The following is an 18,484-nucleotide window of genomic DNA, read 5'->3' as shown; positions in this document are numbered from 1 at the left end:
CACCTTGTTTTCGACAAAATTATGTCCCGGGAAATAAAACACACCCATCGGATTGTTCCGATGGGTGTGTTGGAATTAGTTAGCTACAATATTCACAAGCTTTCCAGGAACGGCAATCACTTTACGAATTGTTTTCCCTTCAAGCTGCTCTTTGACTCGTTCATCATTTTTCGCAAGCTCTTCTAGTTGCTCTCTTGTTGCGTCAGCTGGAACCGTCAGTTTCGCTTTCACTTTACCATTTAACTGCACGACAATTTCCACTTCATCATCGACAAGTTTTGACTCTTCGTATTGTGGCCAAGCTTCGTACGAAATCGAACCTTCATGACCAAGTTTATTCCAAAGCTCTTCCGCTATGTGCGGCGCAATTGGAGATAGAAGTTTGATAAAACCTTCTGCATATTCTTTCGGCAATGTTTCTGCTTTGTATGCATCGTTGATGAATACCATCAATTGAGAAATCCCTGTATTAAAACGTAAGTCTTCATAATGATCCGTTACTTTCATCACCGTCTCATGATAGCTTCGCTCTAATGCTCCACCCGATTGCTCGGTGATTTTCTCACTGATTGTCCCATCCTCATTTGTAAACAAGCGCCATACACGGTCAAGGAATCGACGTGCGCCATCAAGTCCTGTTTCTGACCAAGCGATTGAAGCATCTAAAGGTCCCATGAACATTTCATATAGTCTTAATGTGTCCGCACCATGAGATTCTACGATATCATCTGGGTTTACGACGTTCCCTTTAGATTTACTCATTTTTTCATTGTTTTCACCAAGAATCATTCCTTGGTTAAACAATTTCATGAATGGCTCTTTTGTTGGAACAACCCCAATATCATACAAGAACTTATGCCAGAAACGAGCATATAAAAGATGCAATACGGCATGTTCCGCTCCACCAATGTACACATCAACAGGCAGCCATTTTTTCAGCTTTTCAGGAGATGCCAGTTGTTCTGAGTTATGTGGATCAATATAACGCAAGAAGTACCAGCAGCTACCAGCCCATTGCGGCATCGTGTTTGTTTCACGACGGCCTTTTTTGCCCGTCACTGGGTCCACGACTTCTACCCAATCTTGGATATTGGCTAGTGGTGATTCACCTGTTCCACTCGGCTTAATTTCCGTCGTTTTCGGCAAGATCAATGGAAGCTCTTCCTCTGCAACAGCTGTAGAAGTTCCATCTTCCCAATGAATAATTGGAATCGGTTCCCCCCAGTAACGTTGACGGCTGAATAACCAATCTCGTAAACGATACGTGACTTTTTTCTCACCTTTTTTATGATCTTCAAGCCATGCTATTGCCTTTTCGATCGCTTCTTCTTTGCCTAAACCATTTAAGAAGTCAGAGTTCACATGCTTCCCATCGCCAGTGTATGCTTCTTTGTCAACGTCTCCACCTTCTACAACTTCTTTGATTGGGAGGTCGAAAGCTTTGGCAAATTCGTAGTCACGCTCATCATGCGCTGGTACCGCCATAATGGCACCTGTGCCATATGTGGCTAACACGTAATCAGCAATCCAAATCGGCATCTTTTCTCCGTTAATTGGATTGATGGCGTAAGCACCTGTGAAAATACCTGTTTTCGTTTTGGCAAGATCTGTCCGCTCCAAGTCACTCTTCGACTGAATTTCTTTCAGATACGCGTCTACTGCTTCTTTTTGCTCTGTAGTTGTAATTTTTTCAACAAGGGCATGTTCTGGTGCAAGAACCGCATATGTTGCACCGAATAGCGTATCAGGACGTGTCGTAAACACAGTAAACTGTTCGTTATGTCCTTCTACTTCAAAGTGAACATGTGCCCCTTCAGAGCGACCAATCCAGTTACGCTGCATATCTTTAATGCTTTCAGGCCAATCAATTTCTTCTAAATCATCTAACAGCCTGTCCGCATAAGCCGTAATTTTCAGCATCCACTGTTTCATTGGACGTCTTTCAACTGGATGCCCTCCGCGTTCACTTTTACCATCAATCACTTCTTCGTTCGCAAGGACTGTACCAAGCGCTGGACACCAGTTAACAGGTACTTCATCAATATACGCCAAACCTTTTTCGTACAATTTCAAGAAAATCCATTGTGTCCATTTGTAATAGTTTGGATCTGTCGTATTGATTTCACGATCCCAGTCATACGAGAATCCAAGAGATTGAATCTGGCGGCGGAAATTATTGATGTTCTGTTCTGTAAATAGAGCTGGATCATTCCCTGTATCAAGTGCATACTGCTCTGCTGGAAGTCCAAATGCATCCCATCCCATCGGATGCAGCACATCATATCCTTGCATACGCTTCATGCGTGAAAGGATATCAGTCGCTGTATAGCCCTCAGGATGTCCTACATGTAGCCCTGCACCTGAAGGATATGGGAACATATCCAGCGCATAAAACTTTGGTTTATCTTCCGAGTCAGATGTGGCGAATGTTTTATGTGTCAGCCAGTAATCCTGCCACTTCTTTTCCATTTCCCGATGTTGAAAACTCAATGTGAAAACCTCCTTTAATATGTACGGCTTTATCTGCTAAGTGGACAATGGGAGAATTCAGACTTTTCTAAAATCAACAAAAAACCCTCATCCCTGGAAAGGGACGAGAGATTTTTGTTTCCCGCGGTACCACCCTTGTTAGCGTAACATGCTTCACATACGCTCACTTAATATCTTTAACGCAGACATGCGACAGAAGCTTTAACGCAACTGCAACTCTGAGGCGAGTTCAGAAGCAGATTTGATTGACTTTCACCAGCCGTCAATTCTCTAGGGACAAATACTGCTTTCTTACTACTCCTCTTCACTGTTCTTATCGTAACCGTCATCTAAGTAGTATTTTATAGAATTATGATCATAAGTGCAAGCAGGTTTGTATACAATGGGAATGTACCCTAGGCTAGGGTAAAGTAGAGGATATTTATTCGTGTGGAGAACGGTTGTGACGGTTGGAGTCTGCATCCTGTGAACGCTGCTCTCTAACAAAATCAAAGCTTCGCAGAACTGCTTCTCCTCCGTAACCTGAAATAATTGATAAAATGACTAAGTGCAGACTTGAATCGGGATTTGAGGATAATACAAGCAGTGTAGCGGCAATCATCCCAACGAGCCAATCTTCAATAAACCCTAAGTAAATAAACTTCTTTGTCATTCTGGGCTTCTCAAGCCTGCCTTTTTTCTTTACGTGACCGAGAATGCCCATGACCCCTCCAATGGCGCAAGCAATAATGACTTGTTGCAGCATTTTCATCACCTTCCTAAAGCCCTTAGAATAGTAAAGCGACTTCAGGCTGTCCAGCCCCCTGTAATGCCATTCTGCTGTTCGGTCATAATCCATGTCAAAAGGTCTATTCTCTCTAACGAAGAAAAAAAAGCTTGTTTCTTCCATTATATGTGAATGACCCAGAAACAATCTTGATGCATTGGAATCATTTTTACCTAATACATATTAACCATTTTTATTATTATATGAATAATAAGTAAATGATTACCTATTTTTCAAAATAAAAGTCTCCTTACTAACTCTATTCTAATGGAGGACAAACAATGATGACAAATTTAACAAAGCGTTTGCAATCATTGAAACAGAACATACGTTATGTTACGTTATTAAAGTATGTTTTGGATAGAATATATCTGATAAGCAGTTAAGGAGGGTAATATGGTCAGCTCAAATATTTTCGGCGTACAAAAACAGCTCGAACTCATAAAAAAGGCGCTAGATCATGCGCGAATTGGTGTTGTCATTACAGACCCTTCTTTGGAAGATAACCCGATCATTTATGTGAATCATGGTTTTTCACAACTAACTGGATACCATCCAGATGAAATTCTTGGTCAGAATTGTCGTTTCCTACAAGGAAATGAAACAAACCAAGAGCAGATTGCTCTAATTCGTCAAGGAATCCAAAACAAAACACCTATTACCACTCAGCTAAAAAATTTTAAAAAAGACGGCACTTTATTTTGGAATGAATTGAATATAGATCCTCTATACATTGAACAGGATGACAAAACATTTTTTATTGGATTTCAAAAGGATATCACCAAACAGAAAGAATATGAACAACTCCTTGAAGATTCCTTAAAGGAAGTCACCTCCCTTTCAACGCCAATCGTCCCGATTAAAGATGGTGTGTCCGCTCTTCCGCTGATCGGAAAGCTATCTGAAGATCGTTTTGATGCGATTGTAGCCAAGCTTACTTCGATATTAGGAGATTCAAAAGATGATTACTTAATTTTGGATCTGTCTGGTTTAATTGATGTAGATGAATCAGTGGTTGTACGAATTTTCAAGCTCCATCAACTTCTCAATCTAACCGGAACAGAACTAATCATCACTGGAATCAAACCACAGCTAGCGATGAAAATGAAAGACTTGGATACAGATTTTCAAAACACCATGACGTATTTGACAATCAAAGAGGCCATCAACCATTTGCCATTAGCTGAAAACCCTGTGTAAACAGTTTTTTAAAATCGCAAACAATGGTCAAGCATTCCCTGCACATAAAAAACCTCCTGTCAGCCAATCGCGGACAGGAGGTTTTTTTATATTTCTCTTCTTAATGCTGTTAACACATTTGTTTTCGTTGCTTTACGTGCTGGATTAAGACCTGATATGATGGCAACACCTGCACTAATCAACGTCGCAGTGATCACAAGACTTAATGGGATGTAGGAGAAGGTAATAGATAATTCCTCGCTCGATCTCCCCTCAGACATGGAAGATAGAATCGCTGGAATGATTAAATTCATGGCGAAACTAATGATATACGAGATGATAATCCCTATGACAGAGCCAATCACGCCAATATACGCACTTTCCATTAGGAACATTCGCTTAATCATTGAAGGGTTAGCTCCTATCGCTTTCATAATTCCAATCTCTTGTGTTCGTTCCGTTACCGCCATTGTCATCGTATTAAAAATACCGATCGCAGAAATAATCACTGCAATACACCCGACAAAGATAAGTCCAATTTTAAAGACGTTAAAAAACATATCCATTCCCTCTAATTGATTCGTTACTGAGACCACCTGATAGCCGTCATCTGTCAGCTTATCCGTCAATGCACCAACATTGTCGAATTTATCAGCATAGACAGAGATCTTCCGTTCGACATTGCCACCATCTTCAGACAAATCCATCATTTGGCCAAATTCTTTTTGGTAAGCATTCGGAATGAGGATTCTATCATCTATCTGCCAATCTGTATTTGGCTTTTTCAAGACACCTACAACACGAAAATCAAATGTTTTTTCTGCAGTGACTTCATTTTTCTCATCGAATTTTGGGACTTTGATTTGGATCACTTGATTTAAAATATCCTTCGTGTAGCCTTTTGGCTCTTTAGGAATCTCTTCATCGTTCGACGGCTGGTTGGATTCCTTTTCGTACGCTTTTCGTTCCTTTTCAGTCCACAGCCCTTTTGCCATGTGATAACCCACAACGACTTCATTTGCTGATGTTGGCACTTTCCCACGATCGAGTTCAAGCCCAGCTCCCTTTTCTTCTTTCATATTCGTAAAGGAAATTTGCAATTCACTTGAGCGATTATCTAGGTCCACTTCTAACAGTGAAGTAATTGACGTTCTTGAGACAACGGATTTGACATGATCATAGGACTTCAAATCCTGAACCTTGATGTCTCCTTTCTCTTTCCCAAACACATTAATTTCAGTGATAATTTGCTGGTTCATGATTTCATCCTGTGCTGACTTTTGCAAACCAAAACCGACAGAAGCAAGCACAATTAAGAAAGAACAGGCCATTGTGGTTGCAAGAATGGTCATAAACACACGCAATCTATTTTTCTTCATATTTCTTCTAATGAATTTGACCTGATCTCTAAACTTCAATGGACTTTTCCCCCTTCTGTAGCACTCCGTCATGAAGCTGGAATGTCGTGTCTGCGATTGAAGCAACTTCATCGTCGTGTGTAATGATGACAAATGTAATGCCTTTTTCACGATTTAGCTGCTGAATCATATCTAGAATTTCTCTTTCTGTTTCAGAATCAAGACTACCTGTTGGCTCATCCGCTAAAATGATAGACGGATTTAAAATTAAGGCTCTTGCAATACTGACCCGCTGCTGTTGTCCCCCAGATAGTTCATTTGGATAATGTCCCGCATGGTGTTCGAGCCCCACTCGTTTCAACATCTCTTTGACCTTGATCTTTCGTTCAGACGGCTTCACCCCTTTTAAGGTAAGCGGCAGTTCAATATTCTCAAACGTTGTTAAGCTTGCGATCAATTGAAAGCTTTGAAAAATAAACCCAAAATGCTCTAATCTAAAATCTGCCCACTTTTTTTCATTGAAGCTCGTCACATTGGTCCCATTGATGATAATTTGTCCGTTTGTTGGGGGAATGTAGCCCGAGATTAAATTGAGCAAGGTTGATTTACCGGAGCCACTTCGACCAACGATACAGGCAATTTCCCCGCCTTTAATGGTTAAATCAATGTTTTTTAACACAGGTATTTTATTTTCCCTACCCTTTTTCCCAATGATAAAGGCGTGGTCTAATGATTGAATCTGGATCATTTCTTCTCCTCCACTCTCTGTTTATTATTTTTTTCGATAGATTAAGATATAGCTCAACAAGGCGCCAACAGCCCCACCTATCAGCATGAAAACGATATAACTAAATAATGATGAATTCTCTGTAGGCATGCCTGTCATGCCAAATCCTAATACACCAAAGGCAATGACCATAATTTGAATGGGTCGGTTCATTTTTGGATAAAGAAAGAAATGGCCAGTTCGTTCAATAGGGTGTTTTTTAAAGCTAATCAAACCGATGATATAAAATAAAACAATCATCAAGATTGGAATGATAATATCTTCACCTGCAAATAAATGAGGTTCTGTCACATTGGGTCCAAATTCCAAATAGACAATCGGTGATATTGCCATAATGAAGCCTTCCAGTATATAGTAAATTGAATAGGTTTGTAAAAAAAAGTCTAAATGAACAACTGGTAAGCCGATCAATAAGATAGGTAAAATAGATGTACTGAATGCAACAATCGCTTGGGCAATGGCACTCCCTGTTAATGCACCTGCTGCCAAAACTAAACTATATACCATCAATGCTTGGATCAGTGCGAATAAATAATCATAGTGGAAACTATTGATTTCAGATGGATGCAGCAATACAGTCAATAAAAATGAAAGGCCGTAAGAAACCACATGAATCAAGATCAAGATACCTGTAGCCAGCATAAATTTTGAGTGATAAATGGAACTTCTACTAAAAGGCAATGACAATGTAAAATCCATTAGTCCTTTGTTTCTTTCAATACCAAGTTGCATTAGTGCAAAAAACAAACCAATGATCCATGAACTATTTAAAAAGGTGTCTACATAAAAGCTATAATAAAAATGATCTCCTGCTGGTGTACACGTAGTGTCATTTAAGCAAGATTGAAAGGATGAATATTCCATTAAAAATGTAAAGGGCGTTGCAAGCGCCGCAATAATCATCACTAAAATGAATGTCAGCTCTGATTGCTTCCACTCCTTATATAATAATTGCCGCTTTACCATCTTCGTTTCCCTCCAAATTTTGCGATGAATACTTCTTCTAAATTGACAGGTAGTTCGTTCCATACTTTAGGCTGTAACGACTTCAAATACGCGATTGTGTCTACATCTGTTTTTAAGACAAGCACTGTATAGAAAACACCCGCCTGATCTAATATGGCAACGTCCTTTTTTCTAATACTGACATTCATATCTTCTTCAAACGCCATTTGGATTTTGACATAGTCCTTCTTTAATTCATCTAAATCCATGACATTCGTCATTTGATTGCCTTCTAAGAAGCCGATTCGGTTACACATCCGCTCAATGTCCTCTAAGCGATGAGATGTGATGAGAATAGAGGTTTGTCGTTCTGCGACTTCATCAATCATGAGCTGCAGCACGTCGTTTCTTGTCACAGCGTCAATCCCATCTGTCGGCTCATCTAACAAAATGACCGCAGGTTTAATGGCAAAGCTTAAAATTAATGAGAGCTGTTTTTTTAGCCCAGTGGAAAGATCACGATATTTCACTTTTTCTGGGATCTCATACCGGTTCACAAGCTCATTGGCGTATGTCACGTCAAACTTCGGATAGATTTTCCTTAGTAGCTGGACAAGCTGCCCGTAATGGTACCGGTCAAAATACGGATTAATGACTGGCATATATACAATATTTTGCTTTACTAAAGGATGGTCTTTTATCAGCACATTTTTAAAATAAATCTCGCCTTCATCTGGAAGTAGTATTTGTTGAATCAGCCTAAGTAAGGTTGTTTTTCCAGAGCCATTTCGACCAAGCAGACCGAAGATCTCCCCTTCCTCTAGCTTGAAGGAAATTTCACTAAGGACTTCGCGTCCATTTAATTTCTTTGACACATTTCTAACCTCAATCAACTTGCTTTCCTCCTTTTAGGCTTATGCTAATTTCTTCTATCCAATCCTTTAGTTGATGTATATCAATCCCAGCATAATGAGCTTCGATGATGAGTTGTTTCAATTGTTCCTTCATCTCCAACACCTTCCCTTCATTTAACTTTAGCTGTGCTTGTTCGGTCACATATGTCCCTCGGCCTCTCAGCGTCTCAATGATCCCTTCCCGTTCAAGCTCTTTATACGCCTTGCTGACGGTATTTGGATTGGCAATGATGATGGTGGCCAGCTCTCTCACAGAGGGCAATTTATCACCAGGCTTCATCACTCCTTTTAAGCATAAAATTTTCAATTGCTCAATGATTTGCTCGTAAATTGGTACAGCGCTTCTTGGATCTATTTGAATCATGATGAATCCCTCTTTCCTCATTCATGCTTTTACAGTCACTTGCATTAAAGAGACAACATCGGCATAAAATCTTTTTGAATTTCAAAACCAATGAAAACGAGTACGAAAAAAAATGTACATGCTAGCATAATGGCTAGTACGGTCCATTTGAGATGAATTGGCTTTTTTTCTTTTTTCATGGTTGAACACCTTTCTTCACTTTTAAGTGTATAAAGTGTATTAGTTGATGTAGTACACCTAATACATTATATACACTTAGTCAGAAAGTCAACGATTTTTTTGAAAAATAAAAACAGATCCTTAAAAGAAGGATCTGCTTGTCATTCGTTATCATATGAAATGCCTATTATCATTTGGTTTTGCATACTTTGAATTTGGACACGTGCTCTGTCTAAACGCTCTCTCTGTTGATCATTGGCGACATCTTTTAATTTTTCTAATTCATTCACTGTATCCTCAAGCATAAGCTGTGCTTTTGAAAATTCTTCTTCGTTGTAGTGTTCTTGCCGCTGACTTAAATCAAATTGTTCACTTGCAAATTCAAGGGTTTCAGTACTTTTTTGCATAAATTCATCAATTGACTTTCTAGTTGCCATCTTGCATTCCTCCCATCTCTTCAATGACTCCCGCCTATTTTGCCCAATCCTCCCCATTTCAATTACGAAAATGTTGACAGATCAATTGTTCTCATCCGTAATTTTTGTTAAACTTTTAGGATGCCTATTATTATGCAAGGAGGTTACTGACTTGGATCAGCATAACCCTTTTTTATATTCAAACAGCGAAAAACGTTATCACACATGGAATTATCATTTGCGTGAGCACTTTGGTCATAAAGTGTTTAAAGTCGCATTAGACGGTGGCTTTGATTGCCCTAACCGTGACGGTACCGTCGCCCATGGCGGTTGTACATTTTGTAGTGCCGCTGGCTCCGGTGACTTCGCAGGAAATCGAGCAGATGATCTGATCACCCAGTTCAATGAAATCAAAGATCGGATGCACACAAAGTGGAAAGATGGAAAATACATGGCGTATTTCCAAGCATATACGAATACACATGCACCACTCCCTGTCCTAAAAGAAAAATATGAAACCGTCATGAATCTTGATGGAGTGGTTGGTTTATCGATTGCAACGAGACCCGACTGTTTACCAGATGATGTTGTCGAATATTTAGCTGAATTAAATGAGCGGACTTATTTATGGGTAGAGCTTGGTTTACAAACCGTCCACGAACGGACAGCCATGCTCATTAACCGTGCCCACGACTTTGAATGTTATGTAGAAGGTGTAGAAAAATTGCGGAAACATGGCATTCGTGTCTGTTCGCATATCATCAATGGATTACCCCTTGAAAATCGAGACATGATGATGGAAACAGCAAAAGCCGTCGCTGATTTAGATGTGCAAGGCATTAAAATTCATTTACTTCATCTTCTAAAAGGAACGCCAATGGTGAAACAATACGAGAAAGGCAAGCTGGAGTTTTTAAGCCAGGAAGAATATGTGAAGCTTGTGTGTGATCAGCTAGAAATTTTGCCACCAGAAATGATCATTCACCGAATCACAGGTGACGGTCCGATTGAATTAATGGTTGGGCCAATGTGGAGTGTGAATAAGTGGGAAGTGCTGAATGCCATTAATGCGGAGCTTGAAAGACGTAATAGCTACCAGGGCAAACGATTCGTCAGATTGGAAGAAGCGTCCAAATGATTTTAAAACGCATGCTTCCTTTTAGTAAAGAGCTATTAGAACGAGCTTGTAAAAAGGGTGACATCGTCATTGATGCAACAATGGGGAATGGCCACGATACACTCTATTTAGCGGACCTTGTAGGAAAAGATGGACAAGTTTTCGCATTTGACGTTCAAGAAGAGGCCTTACAGCAAACAAGCAAAAGGCTTGGTGAACAATACCCTTACGTTCACCTCATTCACAGCGGACATGAAAAACTTGCTGATCACTTACCAACCGATACGTATGGACACATATCTGGTGCGGTATTTAACCTTGGATACCTACCTGGCGGCGATAAATCTGTCACCACGCAAGCTCATACGACCATTGAAGCGATCAAACAACTCATTGACTGGATGAAACCCGGCGGTCTGATCGTTCTCGTCATTTATCACGGTCACCCTGAAGGTAAAAAAGAAAAAGAAGAGCTGCTTGACTACTGCAGATCACTTGATCATGAAGAAGTACAAGTACTGTCATATCAATACATGAACATTCATAACGATCCACCTTTTGTGGTAGCCATTGAAAAAAAGCTATAGAATCTGAACTCGTTTCACATACGAAGCGAGTTCTTTTTTTATGAAAAAAAGAGCCTATTTTAACTGTGGCTCTTCCTCATGATTGATTATGCGTATTGATCTATGATTTCTGCTAATATCTCTTCAAGCTCTTCTGTATCTTCAAGCTCTGATTGGTTAAAACGGATACGTACAAGCTGTTCTCCGTCATTATACATCTCTTCCAACCATCCTCGCAGTCCTCTTGCTCTACGATCGATTTCAAATACAATGTCTAAACCATCTTCATCTATTAGGAAAATAAGTTCTAATTCGTCAAGCATTTGACGATAGTAGCCCGCTGTCGGGATGAATTCAAATTCTTGAACGAACGGCAGGCGTCGCTGGAAGTAAGGCGCTTGTTCGCAGTCTGCTTCATGAAGGCGGAAACCTAGATGACTGACTGCTCCTAGTACACTGTCAATCCAAGGATGTGCCTTCACGATGATGCGGTCATTATCAAATTTATCAATACCACCTTGAATATCAAGGTCTGTCACCACAGAGACCTCTACTTTTCCTACAGAGATCGGTGTATCGAGGGGAAGAGTGAATGAGAACGAAAATTGATGCTCTTCTCCAGGCTGAATGGTGAATGAATCAGTCACCCGTAAAGAATGGATTGTCGCATACTTGCGGTGCTCCTCATCATCCTTTACAATGACGTACCGCGTGTTAAGCTTTAAATCAATATAGCGAATGTCCTGAGCGATCTTTCCGCCTTTGACATGGACAGTTCCCCTCACTTCTTCTCCTGGAACATACGCTTCTCTCTCCAATATCGTATCTACTTTTGCTGCACCAATGCCAACACTCGCCGCAAACTTCTTTAAAAATGACATCATATCTTCTCCTTTTTCGTTTTCTGAACACTTATACGCAAGGCAGAGGAAAAAAGATTCATTTTATTCATACTTTTTTCCTATTTTTTATGTATATTCGATCAGATGTAGAAGAAGTTTGACATCAAGAAACAAAAAAAGCTTGTAGAAAAAACATCGTTTTCTCTACAAGCTAAACATAAATTACATTTTTTATGAAGATTTCATCCATGGCATTTTCTGATAGGTTCGATAGGCTCTTCCATTGATATAGAAAAAGAATGACGTTTTTCCACTTGATTTGATCAGCCGCTTCGCCAGCTTGTTCATTTCTTTTTGGGCTGTTACTTTTTCATCAGACAAATAGACCGCCAATAATCCTCTATTAATCAGTTTGTGGAAATTTTCGTGCGGAATGCCTTTCAGCTGTTCATCTGCTTTTTCAATAAAATGCTGAAGTCGATCCATCATCTCATGATGGGAATTGTAATATGTGCAGAAATTCAGATCCCCTCCAAGACGATCCTCTTCTTGATCAATTAAATAATCCAGTAAAATATGCAAACCTTGGATATAAGGAAAATAGCTCTCATAAATTTGCTTCGCTTGCTTCTCTGTGAATTCAGGCTGAAGTGCATACGCCACAAGACAGAAAATCCCTAACGTTGATCCTGCACATGCGGAAAACTCATACCATTCCATCTTCGGCAGATCCTGTTCATATTGGCGAAACCATGATTCTAGCCGGGGCACACGTTCATGAGGAACAACGTGCTTATGTACTTGCAAATCACTATAGTAATCGCAAAGCGTATGTAAATAAGGCTGAATGATCGGATAATGCGCTACGCGTGACAGCACGTTTTGACATGTACGCACGAGCGCATGTAAATACCCATGATCCTCTTGCTCCTCACGGAATTGATAATACGGTTTGAGCTCAGCATGAATATCAAGCGCATCTCTCATTGCTTGATGCAGCATATGAAAGTCCTTTGGGTCAAGCGATGTACTGCGGTCACATAGGTTATCTAAGTAATCGCTGATCGTTTGGTACGCCACAATAAATTCAATACAAGTCTCCTTCTCTTCACCTGCTAGTAGAGATAAGATGCCTCCACCTTCACAATGAAATGTTTTACTGGAAATACTCGCTAGTGCCTGCGTTCTCAGTTCTTCATTTTCAATCATTTCTGCATGAGCTCGCCACTTATTTAGCTCCTGATGTACAAGCGGAAAAATATCTTTATACACCCTCGTCATCAGTGCAAATGGACGCTCTGGTACTGACAAATCAATCCACCCCCAACTTTAGCTGACAATCAAATATATTGATCTGTAAAGGCTCTTGCCGCCTTAAACACATCTTCTCGTTCCGGCTCGTTAAAAATTTCGTGATACAGTCCTTCCCATTCACGGTATGATTTATTCAATGATTCAATGCCATTAAACCACTTGACCACTTTTGTTTGATCAACAATTTTATCATCACCCGCTTGCATTAAGAGCAAAGGAATCGCCTTAAACGCGTTTGTTGGTTGCATTGCTGCATCAATATTTTTAACAAGCTCTCGGTACCATCTCACCGACACCTTTGTCACATAAAGAGAATCATTGGAGTCTGCTTCAATGACATCCTGATTACGTGTCGCCAGTTCAATTGAAAGCCCAGACTCCACCTTAAAAGATGGTGCCAACACATTTAGCCCTTTTGATGCAAAATCCATCAGCTTTTTCGGTTTAAATTGCAGACCTAAACAAGGTGATGATAAAATAAGGCCATCAATCTTCGTATGGGTATACTGCTTGACCCATTCAATGGAAACGAGTCCACCCATACTATGACCAAGTAAAAATGTAGGAAGCCTAAATGACTTTGCATGGTCAATCCATTCATCTACTGTATCAATGTATTCTTGAAATGAGCGAATGTGGCCCCGCGCTCGTGTCGAAGTTCCTTGTCCAGGCAAATCACCCATGACAACGTGATAGCCTGCATTTCGCCACATTTCAATGAGCCATTTATAACGGCCATGATATTCACTTGCACCATGTACAATCACAATTGTGCCTACTGGTCTTTCAGCATGCCACGTCCACATAGTAAACACCTCACACATGTTGTATTTAGAAAGGAAGTCGAAAAAAGTGATATATCCATATCATCAGTTTACACCTGAGATTCATGAAACGGTCTTTGTTGCAGATAACGCCACCATTACAGGTGATGTTACCATCGGAGAATATTCAAGTGTTTGGTTCCAAACCGTCATCAGAGGGGACGTTGCCCCTGTCAGAATCGGAAAGAACGTCAACATTCAAGATTTATCCTGTCTGCATCAAAGCCCTGGAAAAACACTTCTTATTGAAGATGGTGCTACCATTGGACACCAAGTTACATTACATAGCTCTATTATTCGAAAAAATGCCCTCATTGGCATGGGGTCCATCATTCTTGATGGTGCGGAGATTGGTGAAGGTGCCTTTATCGGTGCAGGCAGCCTTGTCCCGCAAGGTAAAGTCATCCCAAAAGGATCACTCGCTTTTGGTCGTCCAGCCAAAGTTGTTCGTTCTTTAACAGATGAAGACATTCAAGATATGGACCGTATTCGTAGAGAATATGTAGAAAAAGGGCAATACTATCGTTCCCTTTTATCTCGTTAACATCATACGTCTATCTTCACTTTATCATGTTTTTTTCAGTATATTAAGCAATAACTATGAATCACTTGTTATTTTACCCTTCCGCTTCACTTTCTATCATGACAAAAAAGGTTTTCAGCTTAACGCTGAAAACCTTTTTTATTAACTAAAAATCACTTCTTTTGGTTGATGATTCAACTGTTCTGGATCAATACTGCGCTCGACAAATATGCTATGCCAAATCATAAAGATCAAGACAGTCCAAATTTTACGGCTGTGGTCAGCTTTACCAGCACAATGTTCATTTAATAAATGTAGAACATATTCTTTGTTCAAATATTCATCCGTTTGGCTATTTTGAATGATGTCTTTCGCCCAAGCGTTCATCTCATTTTTCAGCCAATGACGAATTGGAACAGGGAAACCTAATTTTTTACGATTTAACACATGGTCTGGCACAATGCCTTCTGCTGCTTTACGCAATAAATACTTTGTTGTCCCATCTTTTGTTTTCAGCTCTTCTGGAATTTTAGAAGCCGCTTCAAAAACGACCTTATCAAGGAATGGTACACGAAGTTCTAGGGAATTCGCCATCGTCACTTTGTCTGCTTTCAGCAAGATATCACCACGCATCCACGTATGAATATCAACATATTGCATTTTGTTAATATCACTGTAGCCAGCACTCTCTTGGAAATATGTTTTTGTGATGTCACGATAGGTGACGTTCGGATCGTACTGCTTTAAGAGTTTTTTCTTCACTGGTTCTTCAAAGATTTTTGCATTCCCAATATATCGGTCCTCTAGCGGTGTACAGCCACGTTCGATAAAGCTTTTCCCTTTCATTCCCTCTGGCATTAAACGCGAGAGACGAAGAAGAAGCTTTTTCAACATAGATGGAACAGATTCAAACGGTTTTAGAGAAAGGGGCTCACGGTAAATGTTATATCCACCGAATAGCTCATCCGCTCCTTCACCAGAAAGCACAACAGTTACTTGTTTCTTCGCTTCTTTTGCAACGAAATAAAGAGGAATCGCCGCCGGATCAGCTAAAGGATCATCCAAATGCCAAACAATTTTCGGAAGCTCGTTCATATACTCCTCTGGAGAGATCACAGCACTAAAGTTTTGTAAGCCAAGCTTATCAGCTGTTTCCTTCGCTACATCAACCTCACTAAAGCCGTCTTGCTGGAAGCCAACTGAGAACGTTTTGAGATCAGGGTGAAATTCTTTGGCTACAGAAACAATGAAAGAAGAATCAATTCCACCTGATAAGAATGAACCAACAGGCACATCACTTCTCATGTGCACTTTCACAGAATCGTAAATTGCTTCTCGCACTTCTTGGATTAATTTCTGCTCTTGTGTTTGTTCAGGCTTAAATTGCACTTTCCAATAGGTCTTGAATTGGATGTCTTGTCCAGGGCGCAATGTGAACTGATGACCTGGCTCCACTTTATGCACATTTTGGTCAAGTGTATTTGGCTCAGGAACGAACTGGAAAGACATATATTGCTGCAAAGATGTCTTATCAAATTCAATGTCCTCATTTACAGCCATTAAGCTTTTACGTTCAGAAGCAAAGTACACTTGCTCGTCCTTGTGTGTAACATATAGCGGTTTGATTCCAAAAGGATCTCTGGCGCCATATAGCAACTGCGCTTCTTTATCCCAGATCAAAAACGCAAACATTCCTCGAAGCTTTGAAGCTGCTTCTTCCTTGTAGTGACGATATGTGGCAAGAAGGACTTCCGTATCAGAATCTGTACTGAATGTATAGCCTTCTTTTACAAGCTCTTCTTTCAGCTCCACATAGTTATAAATTTCTCCGTTAAACACAATCCAGTATTTCTCATCTTCATAAGAAAGTGGCTGTTTTCCGTGTTCCACATCTATAATACTTAAACGTCTAAATCCAAATCCTACATGTTCATCATGAAAATATCCCTCATCATCCGGACCACGGTGAACGATGAGACCATTCATTTGTTTTATCAATTCTTCTTGTTCAGTAGTATCGGACAATGGACGGTGATTAAATACACCAACAAACCCACACATATTATTGCCTCCACGTCATGTTATTTCTTAAAAGTAAACCTCTAATTAGACAGTATTTTGTCCTATTTTGTTTCACATTTTTAAGCTTTTTTTAAATTTTTTTAATCAAAAGGAAAACCGCTTAAATTAAGCGGTTTTTATGTTGTTATGATTGACCTAATGCTTCCTTGCGAAGCGTGTCGGCCTTATCTGTTTTTTCCCACGGTAGATCTAAGTCGTGTCGGCCAAAATGTCCATATGCAGCTGTCTGTTTGTAAATCGGACGGCGTAAATCAAGCATTTTAATAATGCCAGCCGGACGAAGATCAAAGTTCGCACGAACCACTTCAATTAATTTCTCTTCAGATGCTTTTCCTGTTCCGAACGTATCAATTGAGATGGATACAGGCTGTGCAACACCAATCGCATAGGCAAGTTGTACTTCACAAGAGTCCGCAAGACCCGCTGCTACGATGTTTTTCGCCACGTAACGGGCAGCATATGCTGCAGAACGGTCAACCTTTGTTGCATCCTTACCTGAGAAAGCACCGCCGCCATGACGTGCATAACCGCCATACGTATCGACGATGATTTTACGGCCTGTCAATCCAGCATCCCCTTGAGGTCCACCGATGACGAAACGGCCTGTTGGATTAATAAAGTATTTCGTCTCTTCATCAATCAATTGACTCGGAACAACAGGACCAATCACATGCTCTTTTAAGTCAGATTGGATTTGCTCCAGCGTCACCTCTGGTGCATGCTGTGTAGAGATAACCACTGTATCAATACGTACTGGTTTATTTTGATCGTCATATTCAACTGTTACTTGTGTTTTCCCATCTGGACGAAGATAAGCAAGTGTCTCATTCTTACGCACTTCCGTTAAACGACGAGATAATTTATGCGCGAGCGAAATCGGTAATGGCATGAGCTCTTCCGTTTCGTTATTGGCGAAGCCAAACATCAGCCCTTGGTCACCTGCACCGATCGCATCAATTTCTTCTTCAGTCATTGTTCCTTCACGAGCTTCAAGTGCTTTATCTACACCTTGTGCAATATCAGCTGACTGCTCATCAATCGACGTAAGAACTGCACATGTTTCCGCATCAAAACCATATTTCGCACGTGTGTAGCCAATTTCCTTAATGGTGTCACGTACCGTCTTTGGAATATCGACATAAGTAGACGTTGTGATCTCACCGCTTACTAATACAAGACCTGTCGTTACAGAAGTTTCACAAGCAACACGTGCATTCGGATCTTTCTTTAAAATTTCATCTAAAATGCTGTCTGAAATTTGATCACAGATTTTATCTGGGTGTCCTTCCGTTACTGATTCTGAAGTAAATAAACGACGATTTTGACTCATAATGGCTATTTCCTCCTGTACAAGACCACATCCTCCCAAGATGGGGCCTCCAATATGATACGGAACTCGTTCCCTCTTATATGAAACGTTTATATTAGAGATGTATTTGGCAATTTGTTCATATGAAATCCCGAAAATAAAAAAACCATTTCCATCATTGCGAGGAAAGGGTCAGAGATCGCATGCCTTTCACTCTTATCGCTCAAGGTGTTCTAGTGTACCTTGCATCAGGTTAGCACCTTGGTTTCTCAGGCACATTCATGCCTTTTTAAAAGAAACCGGTTGCTGGGCTTCATTGGGCCTGTCCCTCCACCAACTCGGGATAAGAGTATCCGTTCAATAAGATATCTTATCTTAAAACCCTGCATGATGTCAATGCTTCAAAGGATTTATCTCCTTTCTTTTTGACCCGTTTATTAGCATCACCAAAACGTATATTTTCATAGCAGAAATGAAAAAACACACACAAAAATATTCAAATAGTATAGACTATTATTATCAATGTGTT

18 protein-coding genes, 1 riboswitch and 1 other annotated feature are annotated in these 18,484 nt (G+C 40.2%); of the genes, 4 read left to right on the top strand and 14 right to left on the bottom strand.

Annotated elements, in window-relative coordinates; genetic code table 11:
- Positions 1 to 75: 75 nt before the first annotated feature.
- Both leuS and AB1K80_RS03340 read right to left on the bottom strand, forming a co-directional pair.
- The gene (gene leuS, locus AB1K80_RS03345) at positions 76 to 2,490 is read right to left on the bottom strand and encodes a leucine--tRNA ligase (protein WP_412855201.1); all 2,415 of its coding nucleotides are present in this window, start codon (positions 2,488 to 2,490) and stop codon (positions 76 to 78) included.
- Between the two features lie 96 nt (positions 2,491 to 2,586).
- Positions 2,587 to 2,807 (bottom strand) — a binding site (T-box leader).
- Between the two features lie 104 nt (positions 2,808 to 2,911).
- Complete coding sequence (locus AB1K80_RS03340) at positions 2,912 to 3,241, bottom strand: DUF4257 domain-containing protein (protein ID WP_223249904.1); 330 nt, start codon at positions 3,239 to 3,241, stop codon at positions 2,912 to 2,914.
- Between the two features lie 411 nt (positions 3,242 to 3,652).
- Between AB1K80_RS03340 and AB1K80_RS03335 the strand changes: the two genes are divergently transcribed.
- Positions 3,653 to 4,456, top strand: coding sequence for a PAS domain-containing protein (locus tag AB1K80_RS03335; protein WP_412855200.1), 804 nt, complete (start codon positions 3,653 to 3,655; stop codon positions 4,454 to 4,456).
- 86 nt (positions 4,457 to 4,542) lie between these two features.
- Here AB1K80_RS03335 and AB1K80_RS03330 read toward each other — a convergent pair whose 3' ends face one another.
- From AB1K80_RS03330 to AB1K80_RS03300, 7 genes are all read right to left on the bottom strand, one after another.
- On the bottom strand, positions 4,543 to 5,853 hold the full coding sequence (locus tag AB1K80_RS03330; RefSeq protein WP_412855199.1) for an ABC transporter permease: 1,311 nt from the start codon (positions 5,851 to 5,853) through the stop codon (positions 4,543 to 4,545).
- Positions 5,843 to 6,541, bottom strand: coding sequence for an ABC transporter ATP-binding protein (locus tag AB1K80_RS03325; protein ID WP_412855198.1), 699 nt, complete (start codon positions 6,539 to 6,541; stop codon positions 5,843 to 5,845). Before AB1K80_RS03325 ends, AB1K80_RS03330 begins: the two co-directional genes overlap by 11 nt.
- 24 nt (positions 6,542 to 6,565) lie before the next feature.
- Positions 6,566 to 7,546, bottom strand: a complete 981-nt coding sequence (locus tag AB1K80_RS03320) for an ABC transporter ATP-binding protein (protein ID WP_412855197.1) — start codon at positions 7,544 to 7,546, stop codon at positions 6,566 to 6,568.
- Positions 7,540 to 8,418 (bottom strand): ATP-binding cassette domain-containing protein, encoded by an 879-nt coding sequence (locus AB1K80_RS03315; protein WP_412855196.1) that lies wholly within the window; start codon positions 8,416 to 8,418, stop codon positions 7,540 to 7,542. The genes AB1K80_RS03320 and AB1K80_RS03315 overlap by 7 nt, the downstream gene beginning before the upstream one ends.
- On the bottom strand, positions 8,411 to 8,803 hold the full coding sequence (locus AB1K80_RS03310; RefSeq protein WP_412855195.1) for a GntR family transcriptional regulator: 393 nt from the start codon (positions 8,801 to 8,803) through the stop codon (positions 8,411 to 8,413). Before AB1K80_RS03310 ends, AB1K80_RS03315 begins: the two co-directional genes overlap by 8 nt.
- Before the next feature lie 44 nt (positions 8,804 to 8,847).
- Positions 8,848 to 8,982 carry a hypothetical protein gene (locus tag AB1K80_RS03305; RefSeq protein ID WP_412855194.1) on the bottom strand — a complete coding sequence of 45 codons (135 nt, stop codon included), beginning with the start codon at positions 8,980 to 8,982 and terminating at the stop codon, positions 8,848 to 8,850.
- A gap of 141 nt (positions 8,983 to 9,123) precedes the next feature.
- Positions 9,124 to 9,399, bottom strand: a complete 276-nt coding sequence (locus AB1K80_RS03300) for a YtzC family protein (RefSeq protein WP_412855193.1) — start codon at positions 9,397 to 9,399, stop codon at positions 9,124 to 9,126.
- Between the two features lie 151 nt (positions 9,400 to 9,550).
- Between AB1K80_RS03300 and AB1K80_RS03295 the strand changes: the two genes are divergently transcribed.
- Positions 9,551 to 10,516 (top strand): TIGR01212 family radical SAM protein, encoded by a 966-nt coding sequence (locus tag AB1K80_RS03295; protein ID WP_412855192.1) that lies wholly within the window; start codon positions 9,551 to 9,553, stop codon positions 10,514 to 10,516.
- The gene (locus tag AB1K80_RS03290; protein WP_412855191.1) at positions 10,513 to 11,082 is read left to right on the top strand and encodes a class I SAM-dependent methyltransferase; all 570 of its coding nucleotides are present in this window, start codon (positions 10,513 to 10,515) and stop codon (positions 11,080 to 11,082) included. The genes AB1K80_RS03295 and AB1K80_RS03290 overlap by 4 nt, the downstream gene beginning before the upstream one ends.
- A gap of 86 nt (positions 11,083 to 11,168) precedes the next feature.
- On the opposite strand, the gene AB1K80_RS03285 is transcribed toward AB1K80_RS03290, so the two are convergent.
- The 3 genes from AB1K80_RS03285 to AB1K80_RS03275 all read right to left on the bottom strand — a co-directional run bounded on the left by AB1K80_RS03285 (position 11,169) and on the right by AB1K80_RS03275 (position 14,023).
- Positions 11,169 to 11,942 (bottom strand): sporulation protein, encoded by a 774-nt coding sequence (locus AB1K80_RS03285; protein WP_412855190.1) that lies wholly within the window; start codon positions 11,940 to 11,942, stop codon positions 11,169 to 11,171.
- Between the two features lie 192 nt (positions 11,943 to 12,134).
- Positions 12,135 to 13,214 carry a tetraprenyl-beta-curcumene synthase family protein gene (locus AB1K80_RS03280; RefSeq protein WP_412855189.1) on the bottom strand — a complete coding sequence of 360 codons (1,080 nt, stop codon included), beginning with the start codon at positions 13,212 to 13,214 and terminating at the stop codon, positions 12,135 to 12,137.
- A 29-nt stretch (positions 13,215 to 13,243) separates the two neighbouring features.
- On the bottom strand, positions 13,244 to 14,023 hold the full coding sequence (locus tag AB1K80_RS03275) for an alpha/beta hydrolase (protein WP_412855188.1): 780 nt from the start codon (positions 14,021 to 14,023) through the stop codon (positions 13,244 to 13,246).
- Positions 14,024 to 14,069: 46 nt separating this feature from the next.
- Here AB1K80_RS03275 and AB1K80_RS03270 point away from each other — a divergent pair, with 46 nt between their 5' ends.
- Positions 14,070 to 14,585 (top strand): gamma carbonic anhydrase family protein, encoded by a 516-nt coding sequence (locus AB1K80_RS03270; protein ID WP_412855187.1) that lies wholly within the window; start codon positions 14,070 to 14,072, stop codon positions 14,583 to 14,585.
- A gap of 141 nt (positions 14,586 to 14,726) precedes the next feature.
- On the opposite strand, the gene asnB is transcribed toward AB1K80_RS03270, so the two are convergent.
- Together asnB and metK are read right to left on the bottom strand one after the other, a co-directional pair.
- Positions 14,727 to 16,625, bottom strand: coding sequence for an asparagine synthase (glutamine-hydrolyzing) (gene asnB / locus AB1K80_RS03265; protein WP_412855186.1), 1,899 nt, complete (start codon positions 16,623 to 16,625; stop codon positions 14,727 to 14,729).
- A gap of 145 nt (positions 16,626 to 16,770) precedes the next feature.
- On the bottom strand, positions 16,771 to 17,976 hold the full coding sequence (gene metK, locus AB1K80_RS03260; protein ID WP_412855185.1) for a methionine adenosyltransferase: 1,206 nt from the start codon (positions 17,974 to 17,976) through the stop codon (positions 16,771 to 16,773).
- Between the two features lie 192 nt (positions 17,977 to 18,168).
- Positions 18,169 to 18,305: riboswitch (SAM riboswitch) on the bottom strand.
- Positions 18,306 to 18,484: the final 179 nt, after the last annotated feature.

Origin of the sequence: Bacillus sp. 179-C3.3 HS (genome assembly GCF_047229225.1) — a bacterium.
In the GTDB taxonomy this organism is placed as follows: domain Bacteria; phylum Bacillota; class Bacilli; order Bacillales; family Bacillaceae; genus Bacillus.
Note: the sequence above shows the minus strand (reverse complement) of the source record. Positions and strands in the feature narration are given on the sequence as shown.